This is a genomic window from Brucella pseudogrignonensis (genome assembly GCF_032190615.1).
Lineage (GTDB): Bacteria > Pseudomonadota > Alphaproteobacteria > Rhizobiales > Rhizobiaceae > Brucella > Brucella pseudogrignonensis_B.
Map to the genome: position 1 here is coordinate 89054 of NZ_JAVLAT010000002.1, position 17598 is coordinate 106651.

Below are 17598 nucleotides of genomic sequence, written 5' to 3' on the forward strand. Positions count from 1 at the left end.
TTCCCCCCTTATGCCTCCTCAGGCTCCGCAAAGAAAGCTGTTACCCACGATGTCGTGAATGGGCTAACAATTTTCCACTTGCAGATATTGGAATACTCATTATACCAGTTCACATTCGGAGCCAAGCGCTTCAGTCACATCCTTGAAAGCGAGGAGAAACTTTCGAGTAGGTGTGGAGAATAAATGTCGGAGCATTTCTGACATGGGTGGAACACTAAAGCGCATCCCGAATAGTTTTGGAACCGTTTTCGGAAAAATGCGCTTTAAAACAAGCGAGCGACAAAAATCCGATGAATATCTGTCTGACCTATCGCATTGAGACAACCGGCAGCATCGAACAGATGGCAGCCAAGATCGCCAGCGATCAGTCAACCGGTACTTTTGTCGCCCTTCCCGGCGAGACAGAAGAACTTAAAGCCCGCGTTGCAGCGCGTGTGCTCGAAATCCGTCCCCTTGAAGATGCAACAGTTCCAGCCTGGCCAGAACTTGAACCCGGACACGGCCCAATCAAGCGCGCCGATGTTGACATTTCCTTCCCGCTCGATGCGGTCGGCACTGACCTTGCAGCGCTGATGACCATTGCTGTTGGCGGTGTTTACTCCATCAAGGGCATGACCGGCATTCGCGTCGTCGATATGAAGCTGCCGGAAGCCTTCAAAAGCGCGCATCCCGGCCCGCAATTCGGCATTGCCGGGAGCCGTCGTCTGACAGGCGTTGAAAAGCGTCCAATCATCGGCACGATCGTTAAGCCAGCGCTAGGTCTTCGTCCGCATGAGACCGCAGAACTCGTTGGCGAACTCATTGAATCGGGCGTTGATTTCATCAAAGACGATGAAAAGCTGATGAGCCCGGCCTATTCGCCGCTTAAAGAGCGCATTGCAGCAATCATGCCGCTTATTCTCAATCACGAGCAGAAGACCGGCAAAAAGGTCATGTATGCCTTCGGTATTTCTCACGCCGATCCTGATGAGATGATGCGCAATCACGACATGGTTCTTGAGGCTGGCGGCAATTGCGCCGTGGTCAACATCAACTCGATCGGCTTTGGCGGCATGAGCTTCCTGCGCAAGCGCTCCGGCCTTGTACTGCATGCGCACCGCAACGGCTGGGATATTCTGACCCGCAATCCGGGAGCTGGCATGGACTTCCGCGTCTATCAGCAGTTCTGGCGCTTGCTCGGTGTCGATCAGTTCCAGATCAACGGCATCCGCGTGAAATATTGGGAGCCGGACGAAAGTTTCGTCAACTCGTTCAAGGCCGTCAGCACGCCGCTGTTTGATCCATCTGATTGCCCGCTTCCCGTCGCCGGTTCCGGCCAGTGGGGCGGACAGGCACCGGAAACCTATGAGCGCACAGGCCGCACCACGGACCTGCTTTATCTCTGCGGCGGCGGCATCGTCAGCCACCCGGGCGGCCCTGCCGCAGGCGTTCGCGCCGTGCAACAGGCATGGGAAGCAGCAGTTGCTGGCATCCCGCTCGAAACTTACGCAACGGACCATCCTGAACTTGCAGCTTCGCTCGCAAAATTCGGGAAGGGAGGCGAATAATGTCAAACGTACCTCACGACCTTCTTCTGTCTTACTACGGCGACGATCTCACCGGCTCCACCGACGTTATGGAAGCCATGGCTTCCAACGGTGTTGATACTGTTTTGTTTATGAATGTGCCGGATGAAGACCTGCTTGCGCGCTTCTCGCATTGCAAGGCTATTGGCCTGGCAGGCACCAGCCGCAGCGAAACACCGGAATGGATGCAGGAAAATCTTACACCTGCATTCAATTGGCTGAAGAGCCTGAACGCGGCAATTGCGCATTACAAGGTCTGTTCAACATTCGATTCATCACCGAAAGTCGGCAATATCGGCAAAGCGGTTGAAATCGGCAAAGCGATTTTCGATCAGGCCTATGTGCCGGTGATTGTCGGTGCACCGCAGTTGAAGCGTTACACCTCTTTCGGCAATCTCTTTGCCGCTTATCAGGGCGAAGTCTATCGCATTGATCGTCATCCGGTCATGAGCCGTCATCCTGTTACGCCGATGCATGAAGCCGATCTGCGCGTGCATCTTGCTCAGCAGACAGCGCTTAAAACTGTACTTGCTGACCTAGTAGCACTTTCCGCCGCCGATGCCGACGACCGCGTAAATGCGATTGTCAAAGACGCCGACGGCATGTTGCTGCTTGATGTCGATAGCCGCGAAAGCCAGTTGCAGGCGGGTGAACAGCTCTGGCGTCTGCGTCCGGATGCTGGCTGGTTCGTTGCTGGTTCGTCGGGCGTTGAATATGCGCTTCTCGCTGCATGGGCCAAAGCCGGACTGATTGGCGCGAAGAAAGAGTTCCCGCTGCCGGGCAAAGCTGACCGCATTGCGGTTGTTTCGGGCAGCGTTTCGCCGACGACCGAACGCCAGATCCGTCATGCGACGACTTCCGGCTTTACCGGCATTGACCTTAACCCACTCGATCTGCTTGGCGAAAACGGCAATCAAACAATCGAAACTGCCATCGCTCAGGGTCAGCAGGCACTGAGCCAAGGTAACAGCGTTATCCTGAATACAGCACTTGGCCCATCGGCTGATCGCGGTACGGAAATCGATAAGATTGCAGGCAGCCGTCACAAACTGGCGCGCAGCCTCGGTTTCATCCTACGCAGCCTTGTTGAGCGCGAAAAGCTTACCCGCGCCGTGATAGCCGGCGGCGACACCTCCAGCCACGCCTTGCGCGAACTGCATGTCGATGCGCTGACAACACTCCTTCCATTGCCTCAGACACCGGGTTCCCCGCTCTGCACGGCACATGGCACCTATGCCGCCACCAACGGTCTTCAAGTTGCGCTTAAAGGCGGACAGGTCGGTTCTGACGGATACTTCAGCCAGATTCGTGACGGTCTAACCGCTTAAATCTGGAATACTCATTGACTGGTTATACCAGTTAAGCTACCAAAACTACGGGAAGGAATTACAATCATGACAGCTATTGCTCTGTTCGGCGCCGGTGGCAAGATGGGCTACCGTCTGGCCAAGAACCTCAAGGGTTCGCGCTTTGACGTTCGCCACATTGAAGTCAGCGAAGTCGGTAAAGCACGTCTGAAGGACGATCTCGGTATCGATACCGTCGATGTTGATGCAGGCCTTGAAGGCGCAGAAGTCGTTATTCTGGCTGTTCCAGATACCATCATCGGTAAGGTTGCAGCAGGCATCGTTGACAAGCTGAAGCCTGGCACCATGGTTGTTGCACTCGATGCAGCAGCACCATTTGCCGGTCACCTGCCAGAACGCGCAGACCTGACATACTTCGTCACGCATCCTTGCCATCCGCCAATCTTCAACGATGAAACCGATCCTGCTGCAAAGCGCGATTTCTTCGGCGGTATCGCAGCAAAGCAGCACATCGTTTCGGCTCTGATGCAGGGTCCTGAAGAAGCTTATGCACTCGGCGAAGAAGTTGCCAAGGTCATCTGGGCTCCTGTCATGCGCTCGCACCGCGTCACCGTTGAGCAGCTCGCAATTCTCGAGCCAGGTCTTTCGGAAACCGTTGCAGCTTCGCTTCTCGTTGTCATGAAGCAGGCCATGGACGAAACCGTTCGTCGCGGCGTTCCTGAAGAAGCCGCACGCGACTTCCTGCTCGGCCACATGAATGTTCTGGGCGCCGTCATTTTTGGCGAAGTTCAGGGCGTGTTCTCGGATGCATGCAACAAGGCCATCGAATTCGGCATTCCAGCGCTGATGCGCGACGATTGGAAGAACGTGTTCGAGCCAGAAGAGATTGCAGAAAGCATTCGTCGCATCACGTAATATCTATCGGGGAGAGCGCAAGCTCTCCCTTCACTGCCTCTTGGGAATGGGGCTTTAATTGGGAGGAAAACATGAAGTTTACACGTAGGACAATTGCGCGCGGATTTGCGATCGCAGCTCTTTCGGCCAGCTTGGCAGGCGGAGCGGTCATGCCAGCATGGGCGGCAGACCTTATCGCGATCATCACGCCATCGCATGACAATCCATTCTTTAAAGCTGAAGCCGTCGGCGCTGAAGCAAAAGCCAAGGAACTTGGCTACGAAACACTGATCCTCGTGCATGATGATGATGCCAACAAGCAGTCACAGCTCGTCGATACGGCCATTGGTCGTGGCGCAAAAGCCATCATTCTCGACAATGCCGGTTCGGAAGCCTCTATCGCTGCCGTTCAGAAGGCAAAAGACGCTGGTATTCCATCCTTCCTGATCGACCGTGAAATCAATGCCACCGGCGTTGCAGTGTCGCAGATTGTTTCCAACAACTATCAGGGTGCGCAGCTCGGTGCAGAGGAATTCGTCAAGCTGATGGGCGAAGCTGGCAATTATGTCGAACTGCTCGGCCGCGAAGCTGATCTGAATGCTGGCATCCGCTCCAAGGGCTATCACGATGTGATCGATGATTATCCTGATCTGAAAATGGTTGCGCAACAGTCTGCCAACTGGAGCCAGCCAGAAGCCTTCACCAAGATGCAGAGTATTTTGCAGGCAAACCCGGACATCAAGGGCGTTATCGCTGGTAACGACACCATGGCAATGGGTGCATGGGCAGCGCTTGAAGCTGCTGGCCGCAAAGACGTGATCGTTGTTGGTTTTGACGGCTCGAACGACGTTCGTGACTCGATCAAGGCAGGCGGCATCAAGGCAACCGTCCTTCAGCCAGCCTTCGCACAGGCACAGATGGCAGTCGAACAGGCAGACCAGTACATCAAGACCGGCAAAGGCCCTGCTGAAGAAAAGCAGCTGATGGATTGCGTTCTCATCAACGCTGACAATGCAGACAAGCTCGAAACCTTCGCATTGAAGGACTAACTCCCAAGGCTTGCGAGGTGGGGAGCGCAAATTTCAAAGTGAGCGCTCCCGACAGTATTTCTTCTATCGAGGATATTCTCATGTCAGTGCTGAAGTCAGCTTCCATTGTCCTGCTGGCCTGCGGCGTCGCGCTTTCGGGCTGCAAAATCATCAAGACGCCAACAGCAGAAGAAGCCGCAGAAGCACGCGGCGATAATTTCAACCCGGATCGCGCGGTTGCGCAAATCTGGGAAAGCAAAGTCGTTCCATATTTCGCAGAAAAATCCATATCGCTCGGCGAAGTGATGGATGCTGCCAATAGCAATCTTGACGCAGCTGGCGAAAAGTTCGGTCATCGCGAGAAGCAAGGCAACGCGCCATGGACCTTCGCAACCAAGCTTGAAGGCACTGTGGTTGGCGCGGAAACCAAATCGCGTGCCGCTTATGTCGATGTCGATAGCAATGGTGACGGCAAGGCCGATGCCCGTGTGCAGATCGGGCCGACAGTGCGGGGCACCGCGATCCGCGATGCGTTGAAAATCGTGAACTTTAACGAGTTCCGCAACCAGATCGAATGGGCGCAATTCGGCAAATCATTCAACATTCTCGTCAATGACTCCATTCTCACAAAGCTCCCACGTGAAGACCTGATCGGCATGAAAGTGACCGCAACTGGCGCTTTCCCAATGCCATCCAAGGGTCAATTGCCGCTCTTCACCCCTGTTTCTATTTCTCTGGAGAAATGATCCATGGAAGCAGAAGCAAAAAACAAGGACGATATCGTCCTCAGACTTGAGGACGTATCAAAAGTCTATTCGGGTATTGTCGCGGTCAAGCGCGCCAATCTCGAATTGCGCCGTGGCTCGGTGAATGTGCTTGTCGGCGAAAATGGCGCTGGCAAATCGACACTGATGAAGATCATCGCCGGCGTTGAACGTCCTACCATTGGCAAGATCATTCTCGACGGCGAGGAAGTATCCTTCGATAGCCCTGCTGACGCGCAAAAGCGCGGCATTGCGATGATTTTTCAGGAACTGAACCTGTTTTCAAACATGTCGGTTGCAGAAAACATCTTCGCCAAGCGTGAAATTACGCGAGGCCTACGCGGGATTGATCACAAGGCGCAGATCAAAAAGGCCAATGAATATCTCGACCGTCTGGATGCGGGCATTGATGCGCGAACCATGGTTGCAGACTTGCCGATTGGTCAGCAGCAGCTCGTCGAAATTGCCAAAGCTGTTTCGCTTGATGCGCGCATTGTGATTATGGATGAGCCAACATCAGCACTTTCAGCGGCTGAAGTGGATATTCTTTTTAAGGTTATCGCAGACCTCAAAAGTCAGGGCGTGGCTATCGTCTATATCTCGCATCGTTTGGAAGAACTGATGCGGATTGGCGATTACATCACCGTGCTGCGTGATGGCCAGATTACCGGCCAAGAAGAAATCAAAAACATCAATACGCAATGGATTGTGCGTTCGATGATTGGCTCTGATGCCAAGGATTTCGCCAAGGCTGTCACGCATAAAATGGGCGGCGAAATGTTCCGCGCCGAAAACATCACCCTGCCTCGCGCCATTGGCGGTCTTGCTGTAGACAATGTATCGCTCAGCGTTCGTGCAGGCGAAGTTCTAGGAATTTACGGCTTGATGGGTGCTGGACGCTCCGAGTTCTTTGAATGCATTATGGGGCAGCACGCGCATTCCACCGGCGAGATTTATATTGACGGTAAAAAGATCACCGAGCGCGACACCACCCGCCGCATTCGTCGCGGACTGGCGCTGATCCCCGAAGATCGGCAGCGCGAGGGTCTGGTGCAAATCTTGTCGATTGCCAGCAATCTGACATTGGCAAGCCTTGATCGTCTTGCACGCTTTTTTCACATCGCGCCCAAGCGTGAAAAGCAGGCCATTCAGGAAGCCATCAAAGATCTGGCAATCAAAGCGCCCAACCCTGATTTTGAGGTCACTTCGATGTCAGGCGGCAACCAGCAAAAGGTGGTTATCGGCAAAGCTCTGATGACCAATCCAAAAGTCCTGCTGATGGATGAGCCATCGCGCGGAATTGATGTCGGCGCAAAAGCCGACGTTTTCCGCACCATGCGCAGACTTGCCGGTGAAGGGCTCGCTATTCTGTTTTCAACATCTGATCTGGAAGAAGTCATGGCGCTCTCCGATCGCATCGCGGTGCTCAGCAATGGGAAGCTGATTGCCATATTTGACCGCGAAAACGCGACGGAAGCCGACATTATTGCCGCTTCGGCCAAGGGCCACGGACATGTCAACGACCATGACCAACAAACAAGGGAACTCGCGTCATGACAGCCAAAACCACGGCAGCCTCTGACCCAAGCTTTTCGAGCGGCTCAGCTTTGCTGACACTTATGAAACTGCGAACCTTCATCGCACTTTTTGCGGTGTTCATCTTTTTCTCATTCGCAGCACCAAACTTCCTTTCGACAGCCAACCTCATTTTGATGTCGAAACACGTTGCGCTGAATGCATTCCTCGCCATGGGCATGACCTTCGTCATTATCACGGGCGGCATCGACTTGTCGGTTGGTTCCATCGTGGGTCTTTGCGGCATGGTCGCTGGCGGATTGCTTATCTACGGCATCGATCTTGGCATCGGCTATACGATGTATTTCAACGTGATCGAAATCTCGCTAATCACGCTTGCCGTGGGCGTAGCCGTAGGCTTCGTCAACGGGTTGCTCATAACGCGGCTTAATGTTGCGCCGTTTATCGCAACACTCGGAACGCTTTATGTCGCGCGCGGTCTAGCGCTGCTCTCTTCGGACGGCCAAACCTTCCCGAACCTCGTCGGTCGAGAAGACCTCGGCACACAGGGCTTCGGTTTCCTGGGCGCGGGCAGCATTCTCGGTCTGCCGGTCTCAATTTGGATTCTGGTCGTTGTCGCACTCACAGCAGCGTATATCGCGCGTTACACCCCACTTGGCCGACAGATTTTCGCCGTTGGCGGCAATGAGCGCGCAGCACGTATGTCGGGTATCCGCGTTGATCGCGTCAAGATGTTCGTTTACATGTTTTCGGGCTTCTGCGCGGCGATTGCTGGTCTTATCATTTCATCCGAACTGATGGCTTCGCATCCAGCAACAGGTAACTCGTTCGAGTTGAACGCCATTGCGGCAGCCGTCCTCGGCGGCACCTCCATGTCCGGTGGACGCGGTACAATCGGCGGCACGATCATTGGTGCCTTCGTTATCGGTATTCTTTCGGACGGTCTGGTCATGATGGGCGTTTCGTCCTTCTGGCAGATGGTCATCAAGGGGCTTGTCATCATCATTGCCGTGGTGGTCGATCAGGCACAACGCCGCCTCCAGCAGCGCGTAACACTCATGCAAATGGCAAAAGCAGGATAAAAATGGCAGACTTAAATGGCGCTCTCATCGGTTGTGGTTTCTTCGCAATCAATCAGATGCATGCATGGAATGATGTTTCAGGTGCCAAGATTGTGGCGATCTGCGACCGCGATCCTGAGCGGTTGAAGATTGTCGGCGATCAGTTCGGCATCGAACGCCGCTACACGGATGCAAACGCGCTATTCGCCGATGGCGGTATCGACTTCGTCGATATTGCCACCACGGTATCAAGTCATCGCGCTCTGGTGGAACTTGCAGCCGCTCACAAGGTGCCTGCAATCTGCCAGAAGCCTTTTGCCAAAACGCTTGACGATGCAAAGGCCATGGTGAAAGTCTGCGACGATGCAGGCATTCCGCTGATGGTGCATGAAAACTTCCGCTGGCAAACGCCTATTCAGGCCGTTCGCAAAGCGCTCGACAGCGGCGTCATCGGCACACCATTCTGGGGGCGTTTCTCGTTCCGATCGGGCTTTGATGTATTCTCCGGCCAGCCATACCTGGCCGAAGGTGAACGCTTCATCATCGAAGATTTAGGCATTCATACGCTTGATATTGCACGCTTCATTCTGGGCGATGTGACGAGCCTCGTTGCTCGCACAAAGCGTGTCAATCCGAAGATCAAGGGCGAAGATGTAGCCACCATTCTCATGGATCATGAAAATGGTGCGACTTCCATTGTGGATGTGAGCTATGCAACCAAGCTCGAAACCGACCCATTCCCAGAAACGCTGATTGAGCTTGATGGCACGAAAGGCTCGATCCGGCTTTATCAGGGCTATCGGCTTGAAGTGATCACGCCCGCTGGCACCACAGTTTCTGACGTTTCGCCTGCATTGCTCTCATGGGCATCGCGCCCATGGCACAATATTCAGGAAAGCGTTTTTGCCATTCAGCAGCATTGGGTGGACAAGCTCGCATCGGGCGAGGAAACCTCGACATCAGGTGCGGATAACCTCAAGACTTTCGCGCTTGTCGAAGCGGCCTATGACAGCGCTGCAAGCGGCAACCGCGTTGATATTACGGCGTTGCTCAAATGAGCAGCGTTGATCCCTTTTTGCTTTATGGCACGCGTGAGGCTGAAACTCCGCCAAAACACCTCAAGGCTGGCTTGCTTTCGGTCGATCTAAGCGAAGGCAATCTTCGCACGATCAAGTATGATGGTATCGAAGTTCTGCGCGCTGTCTCTTATCTGGTGCGTGATCGAGACTGGGGAACTTACAACCCGGAAATCCATGATCTGAATGTTGAGCGAAACGGCAGCGGTTTCATCGTCACCTATCAGGCACGTTGCGAAGGCCCAGATGCAACGCAACTCGCTATCGATGTGCGTATTGAGGCTGATAGCAATGGCACACTGACTTTTGACGCCGAGGCCAACACCGCAACCGGTTTTGAAACAAACCGTTGCGGCTTCTGTATTCTGCATCCGATTATCGGCGTCGCTGGTTCGCCTGTGACTGTTGAACATGTCGATGGACAGAGCGTCAAAACCCATTTGCCTGATCTGATTGAGCCATGGCAGCCTTTCAAGGACATGCGCGCAATTACCCACGAAGCAATGCCCGGTGTTTTCGCCGAGTGCCGCATGGAGGGCGATACATTCGAGATGGAAGACCAGCGCAACTGGTCTGATGCGTCTTACAAAACCTATGTGCGTCCGCTGGCCCTGCCATGGCCTTACCAGATAGAAGCATCGCAACCTGTGCATCAGCGCATTGTGCTCAACATTCGCGACAGCAGGAAGAATGCTCCGCGCAAAGCAGATAGCATTGAACCCGTGCGCATTACACTCGGTGACGCAAGCGGTGTAATGCCCAATATTGGCATTATCATTACGCCGGAAGAAGCCAAAGCAAGCCTCACCGCAACTGATCTGTTGCAGGAGATTGGTTCACAGGATCTGTTATTTCATTACGATCCGCTGGCGGGTCATGATGGCTTAGCATTTGCCGATTTTGCAGCACTTACAAAGCATCACAAAGGTCGTGTTTCACTCGAAATTGCATTGCCTTGCGAGCAATCGCTCATTGATGAGACGAAGGCCATCGCCTCCGACATGAAAGCTGCTGGTTTTACACCGGATGCAATCATGATTTCACCGGCAATCGACAGACAATCAACACCGCCGGGGAGCGAATGGCCACCCTGCCCGCCGCTTGAAGATGTCTATGCAGCAGCAAGAGTAGCCTTCCCGAACGTGCAACTCGGCGGCGGCATGCTCAGCTATTTCACCGAGCTTAATCGCAAACGCGTTCCAGGCGAGCTTGTTGATTTCGTCAGCCACTGTACCAATCCGATTGTTCATGCCGCCGACGACCTTAGCGTCATGCAGACGCTTGAAGCATTGCCGTTCATCACGCGTTCGGTGCGTGCGATTTATGGCGACAAGCCCTATCACATCGGACCATCGACCATTCCTATGCGCCAGAACCCTTATGGCAGTCGCACGATGGAAAACCCGAATGGCAAGCGTATTGCAATGGCCAATCGCGATCCGCGCCATAATGGAAAATTCGCAGAAAGCTTCGCTTTTGCCTACGCTATCTCAGTGCTGAACGCTGGTCTCGACAGCCTTACACTTTCAGCACTTACCGGTCCGTTCGGACTTATTGCCGGTAAAGGCGAGCCGACAGCTGCGGCTCATACGCGTCCGCTGTTTAACACCGTGAAGGTGCTGGCTGATTTGGCGGGCAAAAGCTGGAAACAATGCCAGTCCTCGCGCCCATCGGACGTTCTGGCAATGGCCGTGGAAGACCAAACCATCTGGCTGGTTAACATCACCCCGCATGAACAGACTGTGACTGTTCCAAACGGCGAGACGATTTACTTGTCACCCTATGACGTTCGATCAATAAATATCTAAAAAAAACCGGGCGACGGCCCGGTTTTTTTAAATTCTAAATCAGCGACGTTTCGCGGGCTGCTCGCCTAGCGTCATGCCGTGGCGTTTTGAAAGCTCAGCAATAACAAGCTCCAGCTCCTGCGCCTTGCGCGTAGCATCCCAGCCAAACTCAACGCTGAGAATACCAGCAATTGCGGCCAAATTAGCATTCGACAACGCACCGTCAATTGCCAGTGTCGTGCGTCGCAGGACCACGTCCGAGAGATGCACAACCAGCTCATTACGCGCAATCCACGCAATTTCTGCACGGCTGATGCTGTCTGTATCAGGCAGAAGTGTAACGCCAACCTTTGCCTCATCCTGAATGATCGGCAAAGCGGTGGTGCCATAACGCTGCAAAAGTGTCTCGACACGTTCGACTGCAAGCCCGGTTTCCTTGGCGTGTTTCGCCACCCATGCGGCGCGTGCCCGGTCATCAGCCGGGTAATCCTTGCCACCACCGATGGTGAGATTACGGGTTGTTTTCACACGCTCGCGGCCAAAACGCTTGAGTACCGTATCTGCCACTTCTTCCGCGAAACCACGAAAGGTCGTCCACTTGCCGCCAACCAGCGAAATGATTGGGAACGGACGCCCTGCATCCGGCTCGATCACCGGTGCAGAATGATCTCGGCTGATCAGCCCCGGTTCCGATGCATTCGATGCCGGTAGCGGACGAATACCGCTATAGGTATAAACGATCTGGCTGCGATCAAATTTTAGCTTCGGCAGCAGCGAACGCAGGCTCTCGATGAAGTAATCGATTTCCTTGTCTTCGGCGAAGACCTCATCAGGATTGTTCGCCGGAATATCCGTCGAACCAACCAGCGCAAGACCATGATAATCATAGACAAGGCAAATACGACCATCATCCGCCTCAAAATAGATCATCCGGCCTTTAAGGCTTTCAACCAGTTCAGGATGATCGATCAAGATATGCGACCCCTTGGTGCCACCAATCATTTTGGTTTCTTTACCAAGCGCCGCATTGACATGATCGATCCAAGGACCAGCCGCATTGATAACGATCTTTGGCTTGACCGTGAAAGTTGAGCCGTCTGGTCCTTCAAAGCGCACGGCACCATCGCTGGCCGCAACAATCGACGTGAAATTGGCTGCCGCACTATTGGGATTGGCTTTCAGGCCATCGCTAACAAGTTCATAAACCAGACGTTCTGGCTTGCTGACCCATGCGTCATAATAGATGCCACCACCCACGATAGACGGCGTCATGTATGGCATTTCCTTCAAAGCTTTTTTCTTAAGGAGAAAATTATGCTTCGGCATGACGCGCTCACGCGCACCAAAATAATCGTAAAGACCAAGACCAATCTTGATGAGCACGGCACCGCGGCTGCGTGGTGCTGTGGTTGAGCCAAACAAAGTCCGAAGGGCTGCGGTAATACCCTTTGTCCAAGAGAACACCGGAATAAATGTCGGCAGCGGGCGAACATTATGCGGCGCGTTTTTGAGCAGGATATTGCGCTCGACAGTTGATTGCGCGACGAGACCAAATTCACCAGTTTCCAGATACTTGAGGCCACCGTGAATAAGACGCGACGGTGCAGCACTGGTACCGGAGCCAAAATCGCCCTTATCAACGATGAGACAGCTCACACCCTGTTCACTCAGATCACGATAAAGGCCCGCACCATTGATGCCAGCCCCCAGAATGAGAACATCAACGCCATTCGCTTCGAGCTTGCTTATGCGGGTTTTCATTTCGGCACTGCTTACGAAATCGTTCATTTCACTGTCTTCGCTGTATTTCAATCAGTTAAGGCATCAATCTTGGACCAGATCGGCCCCATTGCTGATGCTATTTCCTTGAACAGCGTATAACGCTTTTCATATTGTTCGCTGCGCGCCGCATCCGGGATATAGGTCCGGCCAATCGCATCCAGATCGCGCGGATCGCTGTAAACATCAGCGAAAACGCCTGCCCCCTTGCCTGCACAAAGTGCGGCACCCCATGCTGCGGCTTCATCCGTATCGGTGACCGTGACCGGCATACCCAGCACATTCGCAAACATCTGTGCAAAGGATGGGCTGCGCGAAACACCGCCCGTCAGGCGAGCAGCAGAAATTTCAAAGCCATCTTTCAAATGATCAACATGGATACGGTGGTTGAAGGCAATGCCTTCCCAGACTGCACGCAGCATATCACCGCGTTCCTGCCAACCGCGAAGTCCGAAGAACGCACCGCTTGCCATCGCGCCATAAGGCGAACCGAAGAGATAAGGATGGAACAGGGCTGTTGAAGGCTTGGCCAAAGCTGCATCAATTTCTGGCCGCAGCATATCATGGATCGAGCGACCAGTTTCTTCTGCTTCACGGCGTTCCGCCGGGCAAAGCTTATCGAGGAACCAGTCGTAATTTGCGGTGGAAGCAGGCGAGATGGACATATTATTCCACTCACCCGGTGCAATGCCATTGCGGCAGAACCAGCTCTTATCGACACGAGGCTCAGACGACAGCGTTTCATTGATCGAATAGGTGCCAGCCACAACCGCAACCGTGCCAACCTTAAGGCCACCCACACCCAGTGCCGAAGCCGTCACATCATGCAAACCTCCGACGACTGGCGTTCCGGCTACAAGCCCTGTACGGCTGGCGCATTCTTGCGAAACACCAGCGACGATTTCGTCGGAGCGCGACATAGGCGGCAGTGCGTCCCAGAGCGCTTCAAGTCCAAAAAGCTTGAGCGCGTCTTTGGAATAATCCTGTGTATTGTAATCTGTGAAGGACGTTGAAGCCTCGGTGCGGTCGGTGCCAACTTCGCCCGTCAAGCAGAAGCGTAGCCAGTCCTTGCAGGCAATCACTTGACCAATGCGATTATAACGGTCAGGCTCATTTTCTTTGACCCAGGCCAGAATAGCAGAAGGCGCAGATGCGTGCGGCAGCTGGCCAGTAATCGCAATCGACTGGTCAGCAACAGCGCTGCCTAACCAGCGTTCAGCAACATCAACAGCACGGCTATCAAGCGACAGGATGCCTTTTCCAAGCGGACGCGCATCCTGGTCAAGCATATAAATCCCGTCACCATGCGCCGTGGTGGCAATCGCGAGAATATCTGATGCCGGGCGTCCGCTTTTGGCAATGGCTTCTGCAATTGCATCGGCTGTCGCATTCCAGAACTCATCCATGTCGCGCTCAACATGGCGTGGCTTTGGAAAATATTGCGGTACACGGCGGCGTGCAACGGCAAGCGTTGTGCCATCAACGTCGAATATCACGGCCTTGGTGACGGTCAGTCCGCTATCAATTCCCAACAAAGACGGCATGGATCGTATTTCCTGATATGTATGCGATGAAGTATTGAAGTTTATTCTTTTGTTCCGCCAGAACTGGCGATAACCACATTGATGCCCTGTGCCTGCATGCGTTCAACATGTTCGAGCGAGGTCTTGCTATCGACAATCACCACGTCGAAATCCTTGAGCGCTCCGAAATTATGCAAGGCACGGCGCTCGAACTTGGTGTGATCGGTCAGCAGCACGCGTTTTGCTGAACTTTCCAACATCGCACGCTTGGTCTCGACCATTTCCGGCGATTGATGAAACAGAAGATCGTCGGTAATGGCAGCGATCGAGATGAACACCACATCAGCGCGCAGACGACGGATTTCATGGATCGTCATGCCGCCAACAAAAGCGTTGCACCAATTGTAAAACTGGCCACCAAGACCAAGGAGCGTGACGTCCTTAATGTCCCGCACTTCGTTCATCAGGATCAGCGAATTGGTAATGACCGTCAGTGGGCCTTTTTCAGACAAATATGGCACCATCTGGAGAACGGTTGTGGAGTCGTCGAGAAAAATGGCCTGACCCGGCTCTACGAATTGCATCGCGGCTTCAGCGATCAGTTTCTTTTCTTCAGACTGGCGCGCAACGCGATAGAGGTCGCTCGCTTCGATAAGGCTTGTGGGTGCTGCGGAAACAATGCCGCGCGACTTGCGAAACAGGCCGCGGCTAACCAGTTCATCCACGTCGCGATGCGCGGTCATAAGGCTGATTGCGAAACGCTCGGTCAGATCTTCGATTCGAACGGATCCTTCGGACATAATCAGTTCAGCAATTTGCTGGCGGCGAACCAGCTGACGTGCGTGCCTGCTATCGTTGGGCACCTGCTCTGTCAGAAGGTTGTCTATGCTTGCTTTCATGCTTGTAACCATGCCTATCACTCGTCCCCAGCCCGCCAATGTCCTATTGGCCGGTCCCGATTCATAGCCTCGGTACTAAAAATATAAACGGGGCGCAGACTAAACCGCGCCCCATTTTGTCACGTCTTACTGTTCCAGAACGAATGGAGCAGTGTACTTGTCAACATTGTCCTTAGTGATCAGGAAGCAATCGAAAAGCTGCTTTTCCTGGTCAACGCCGGTCTTGCCTGTCTTGATGAAGTTGTCAGCCTGCTTAACAGCAGCTTCCGAGAAAATCGCTACGGGCTGAAGAACGGTGTACTGAAGTTCACCGGCCTTGATTGCAGCAACTGCATCTGGCGAGCCGTCGAAACCGCCAACCTTAACCTGATCAAGCTTGCCGGCCTTCTTCAGAGCAGCGATTGCACCGAGAGCCATTTCGTCGTTACCCGAGATAACGCCGATGATGTCTGGGTTTGCCTGAAGCAAAGCCTGCATCTTGTCGTGACCCTGTGTACGGTTCCAGTTCGCAACGTCCTGACCAGCCTTTACGAGGTCTGGGTACTGCGAAAGTACGGTTTCGTAGCCGTTCGAACGGGTGGCCGCATTATTGTCTGATGGCGAACCGAACAGCTCAACATATTTGCCCTTGTCACCAACGCTCTCAACCCACTGCGTTGCACCAAGTGCTGCGCCCTGTGCGTTGTTGGAAACGAGCTGTGCCTTAGCAAGGCCTTCCTGGTTGATTTCAGCATTCACGAGGAACACTGGAATGCCAGCTGCGACAGCGCGCTTAACTGCACCAACAGAACCGTCAGCATTTGCAGGATCAAGAATGATCGCAACCGACTTGTTGGTGATCGCGGTGTCGATCAGGTTGCTTTCGGTGTTGGTGTCGCCCTTGTGGCCGCCAACAACAGCCGAATAGCCGAGGCCTTCAGCGGTTTTCTTGGCGATTTCGCCTTCAGTGTACCAATATGGGTTCGAAGGATCGTTGACCACGATTGAGATCAGACCTTCAGCCCATGCGGTGCTGGCGATAAGCGGCAATGCTGCTGCAGCAGCAAAAAGAACGCGCATACCCTTCTTAAACATGTCTCACTCCCGTAAAAATTATCACTGAGTTGTACCGGTTTCCCGGCGTTTCCATTCCAGTGGGCGAGACTTTTCCGTAATCGCCGTCTTGGAAAGTTTTCGCTACCCCCGAAGAACCGGCTCCGCCCGGAACGGTGAGCGGAGCCTTAGTGGTGTTTAACGTCGGGAATATTGAATGCTGTTGAGCAGAACCGCGAGTACGATAACCGCGCCGGTAAATACGGTCTGCCAGTAGGACGATACGCCGATGATCACGAGGCCATCGGAGAGGAACCCAATCACGAAAGCGCCCAAAAGCGTTCCGAGAATTGTACCGCGACCACCCGTCAGCGCTGCGCCACCAATGACCACTGCAGCGATTGCCGTCAGCTCGTAAGTCGTACCTGCAGTTGGACCAGCAGAGGTCAGCTGCGACGACAAAACCAGGCCAGCGATTGCAGCACAAATACCTGAAATCACATAAACCGAAATCTGCACGCGCTTGACCGGAACGCCGGAAAGCTCAGCTGCACGTTCATTGCCACCCGAGGCATAAAGCCAGCGGCCAAAGGCTGTGCGGTTAAGCACGATTGCAACGATAATCGCGAGAACGGCTAGCACGAGAACGCCAATCGGCACACCAAAAAGCGTATTGAAGCCCAACCAATCGAAGCCGGTATTGCCGAGTTCTGGACGTCCGCCAAGATTGTTGTAGGTCAGACCATTGGTCATCAGAAGGGCTACACCGCGTGCGCAATAAAGTACGCCAAGCGTTGCCACGAAGGCAGGAACGCGCAGATAAGCAATCAGAACGCCGTTGATGGCACCAACAAATGCACCGAGCGCACAGGTGATGATGACTACTGCCCAGACCGGGAAATACAGGATCACGCCCAGTTCTGGAATATTGACGCCCTGCATCAAAAAGCCAGCCACAACGCCTGCAAGTCCCAGTGTAGAACCGACCGAAAGATCGATACCACCATTCAAAATAACCAGCAGCATACCAATCGCAAGCAGGCCAAAAATGGCCACATGCGATGACATGATCAGGAAATTATTGACGGTGAAATAATAAGGCGAAAGGAATGAAAAGGCCGCGATAATCGCGATCAGCGCAAAAAACGCACGGCCTTCGAGCAGCAAATGCACGATGCTGGTTTTCCGCTTCGCCCCACTCGGGGCCGCTTTTTCTTTTGTAGTCGTGACTGACATTCTATCAGTGCTCCATAACTATTTTAGAGCGCATCCCGAAAAGTGTGAAACGGTTTTCGGACAGATACGCGTTTAGACAAAAGCTTAGAGCGCCGATCTGATCCAATCAGA

The 17598-nt window shown here is 53.6% G+C and carries 14 protein-coding genes; 9 read left to right on the forward strand and 5 right to left on the reverse strand.

What is annotated here, in order from left to right:
* The first annotated feature begins 290 nt into the window (after positions 1-290).
* The 9 genes from oiaX (at position 291) to RI570_RS11865 (ending at position 11039) form a co-directional block, all read left to right on the forward strand.
* Positions 291-1547 carry a 3-oxo-isoapionate-4-phosphate decarboxylase OiaX gene (gene oiaX / locus RI570_RS11825; RefSeq protein WP_313828733.1) on the forward strand — a complete coding sequence of 419 codons (1257 nt, stop codon included), beginning with the start codon at positions 291-293 and terminating at the stop codon, positions 1545-1547.
* On the forward strand, positions 1547-2893 hold the full coding sequence (locus RI570_RS11830) for a four-carbon acid sugar kinase family protein (protein ID WP_313828734.1): 1347 nt from the start codon (positions 1547-1549) through the stop codon (positions 2891-2893). Before oiaX ends, RI570_RS11830 begins: the two co-directional genes overlap by 1 nt.
* A gap of 66 nt (positions 2894-2959) precedes the next feature.
* Entirely contained in the window at positions 2960-3787 is an 828-nt protein-coding gene (locus tag RI570_RS11835; protein WP_250043832.1) for a phosphogluconate dehydrogenase C-terminal domain-containing protein, read from the forward strand.
* A 71-nt stretch (positions 3788-3858) separates the two neighbouring features.
* Positions 3859-4815, forward strand: coding sequence for a D-ribose ABC transporter substrate-binding protein (locus RI570_RS11840; RefSeq protein WP_310011242.1), 957 nt, complete (start codon positions 3859-3861; stop codon positions 4813-4815).
* 80 nt (positions 4816-4895) lie between these two features.
* A complete protein-coding gene (locus RI570_RS11845) occupies positions 4896-5540 on the forward strand; it encodes a DUF2291 family protein (RefSeq protein WP_313828735.1) in 645 nt (214 codons plus the stop codon).
* Positions 5541-5543: 3 nt separating this feature from the next.
* On the forward strand, positions 5544-7115 hold the full coding sequence (locus RI570_RS11850) for a sugar ABC transporter ATP-binding protein (protein ID WP_313828737.1): 1572 nt from the start codon (positions 5544-5546) through the stop codon (positions 7113-7115).
* Entirely contained in the window at positions 7112-8176 is a 1065-nt protein-coding gene (locus RI570_RS11855) for an ABC transporter permease (protein ID WP_313828739.1), read from the forward strand. The genes RI570_RS11850 and RI570_RS11855 overlap by 4 nt, the downstream gene beginning before the upstream one ends.
* A gap of 2 nt (positions 8177-8178) precedes the next feature.
* On the forward strand, positions 8179-9213 hold the full coding sequence (locus RI570_RS11860) for a Gfo/Idh/MocA family oxidoreductase (protein WP_313828740.1): 1035 nt from the start codon (positions 8179-8181) through the stop codon (positions 9211-9213).
* Positions 9210-11039, forward strand: coding sequence for a hypothetical protein (locus RI570_RS11865; protein WP_313828742.1), 1830 nt, complete (start codon positions 9210-9212; stop codon positions 11037-11039). Before RI570_RS11860 ends, RI570_RS11865 begins: the two co-directional genes overlap by 4 nt.
* A gap of 39 nt (positions 11040-11078) precedes the next feature.
* Here RI570_RS11865 and RI570_RS11870 read toward each other — a convergent pair whose 3' ends face one another.
* The 5 genes from RI570_RS11870 to RI570_RS11890 all read right to left on the reverse strand — a co-directional run bounded on the left by RI570_RS11870 (position 11079) and on the right by RI570_RS11890 (position 17487).
* Positions 11079-12806 (reverse strand): glycerol-3-phosphate dehydrogenase/oxidase, encoded by a 1728-nt coding sequence (locus RI570_RS11870; RefSeq protein ID WP_409558662.1) that lies wholly within the window; start codon positions 12804-12806, stop codon positions 11079-11081.
* A gap of 20 nt (positions 12807-12826) precedes the next feature.
* Positions 12827-14341, reverse strand: coding sequence for an FGGY-family carbohydrate kinase (locus RI570_RS11875; protein ID WP_313828743.1), 1515 nt, complete (start codon positions 14339-14341; stop codon positions 12827-12829).
* 41 nt (positions 14342-14382) lie between these two features.
* Positions 14383-15231, reverse strand: coding sequence for a DeoR/GlpR family DNA-binding transcription regulator (locus tag RI570_RS11880; protein ID WP_313828745.1), 849 nt, complete (start codon positions 15229-15231; stop codon positions 14383-14385).
* A 114-nt stretch (positions 15232-15345) separates the two neighbouring features.
* Entirely contained in the window at positions 15346-16293 is a 948-nt protein-coding gene (locus RI570_RS11885) for a D-ribose ABC transporter substrate-binding protein (RefSeq protein ID WP_187547096.1), read from the reverse strand.
* 156 nt (positions 16294-16449) lie between these two features.
* Entirely contained in the window at positions 16450-17487 is a 1038-nt protein-coding gene (locus RI570_RS11890; RefSeq protein ID WP_313828749.1) for an ABC transporter permease, read from the reverse strand.
* Positions 17488-17598: the final 111 nt, after the last annotated feature.

Coding starts and splice junctions, on each gene's coding strand:
- oiaX (WP_313828733.1), top strand. CDS start 291: ATGAATATCTGTCTGACCTATCGCATTGAGACAACCGGCAGCATCGAA.
- RI570_RS11830 (WP_313828734.1), top strand. CDS start 1,547: ATGTCAAACGTACCTCACGACCTTCTTCTGTCTTACTACGGCGACGAT.
- RI570_RS11835 (WP_250043832.1), top strand. CDS start 2,960: ATGACAGCTATTGCTCTGTTCGGCGCCGGTGGCAAGATGGGCTACCGT.
- RI570_RS11840 (WP_310011242.1), top strand. CDS start 3,859: ATGAAGTTTACACGTAGGACAATTGCGCGCGGATTTGCGATCGCAGCT.
- RI570_RS11845 (WP_313828735.1), top strand. CDS start 4,896: ATGTCAGTGCTGAAGTCAGCTTCCATTGTCCTGCTGGCCTGCGGCGTC.
- RI570_RS11850 (WP_313828737.1), top strand. CDS start 5,544: ATGGAAGCAGAAGCAAAAAACAAGGACGATATCGTCCTCAGACTTGAG.
- RI570_RS11855 (WP_313828739.1), top strand. CDS start 7,112: ATGACAGCCAAAACCACGGCAGCCTCTGACCCAAGCTTTTCGAGCGGC.
- RI570_RS11860 (WP_313828740.1), top strand. CDS start 8,179: ATGGCAGACTTAAATGGCGCTCTCATCGGTTGTGGTTTCTTCGCAATC.
- RI570_RS11865 (WP_313828742.1), top strand. CDS start 9,210: ATGAGCAGCGTTGATCCCTTTTTGCTTTATGGCACGCGTGAGGCTGAA.
- RI570_RS11870 (WP_409558662.1), bottom strand. CDS start 12,806: ATGAACGATTTCGTAAGCAGTGCCGAAATGAAAACCCGCATAAGCAAG.
- RI570_RS11875 (WP_313828743.1), bottom strand. CDS start 14,341: ATGCCGTCTTTGTTGGGAATTGATAGCGGACTGACCGTCACCAAGGCC.
- RI570_RS11880 (WP_313828745.1), bottom strand. CDS start 15,231: ATGGTTACAAGCATGAAAGCAAGCATAGACAACCTTCTGACAGAGCAG.
- RI570_RS11885 (WP_187547096.1), bottom strand. CDS start 16,293: ATGTTTAAGAAGGGTATGCGCGTTCTTTTTGCTGCTGCAGCAGCATTG.
- RI570_RS11890 (WP_313828749.1), bottom strand. CDS start 17,487: ATGTCAGTCACGACTACAAAAGAAAAAGCGGCCCCGAGTGGGGCGAAG.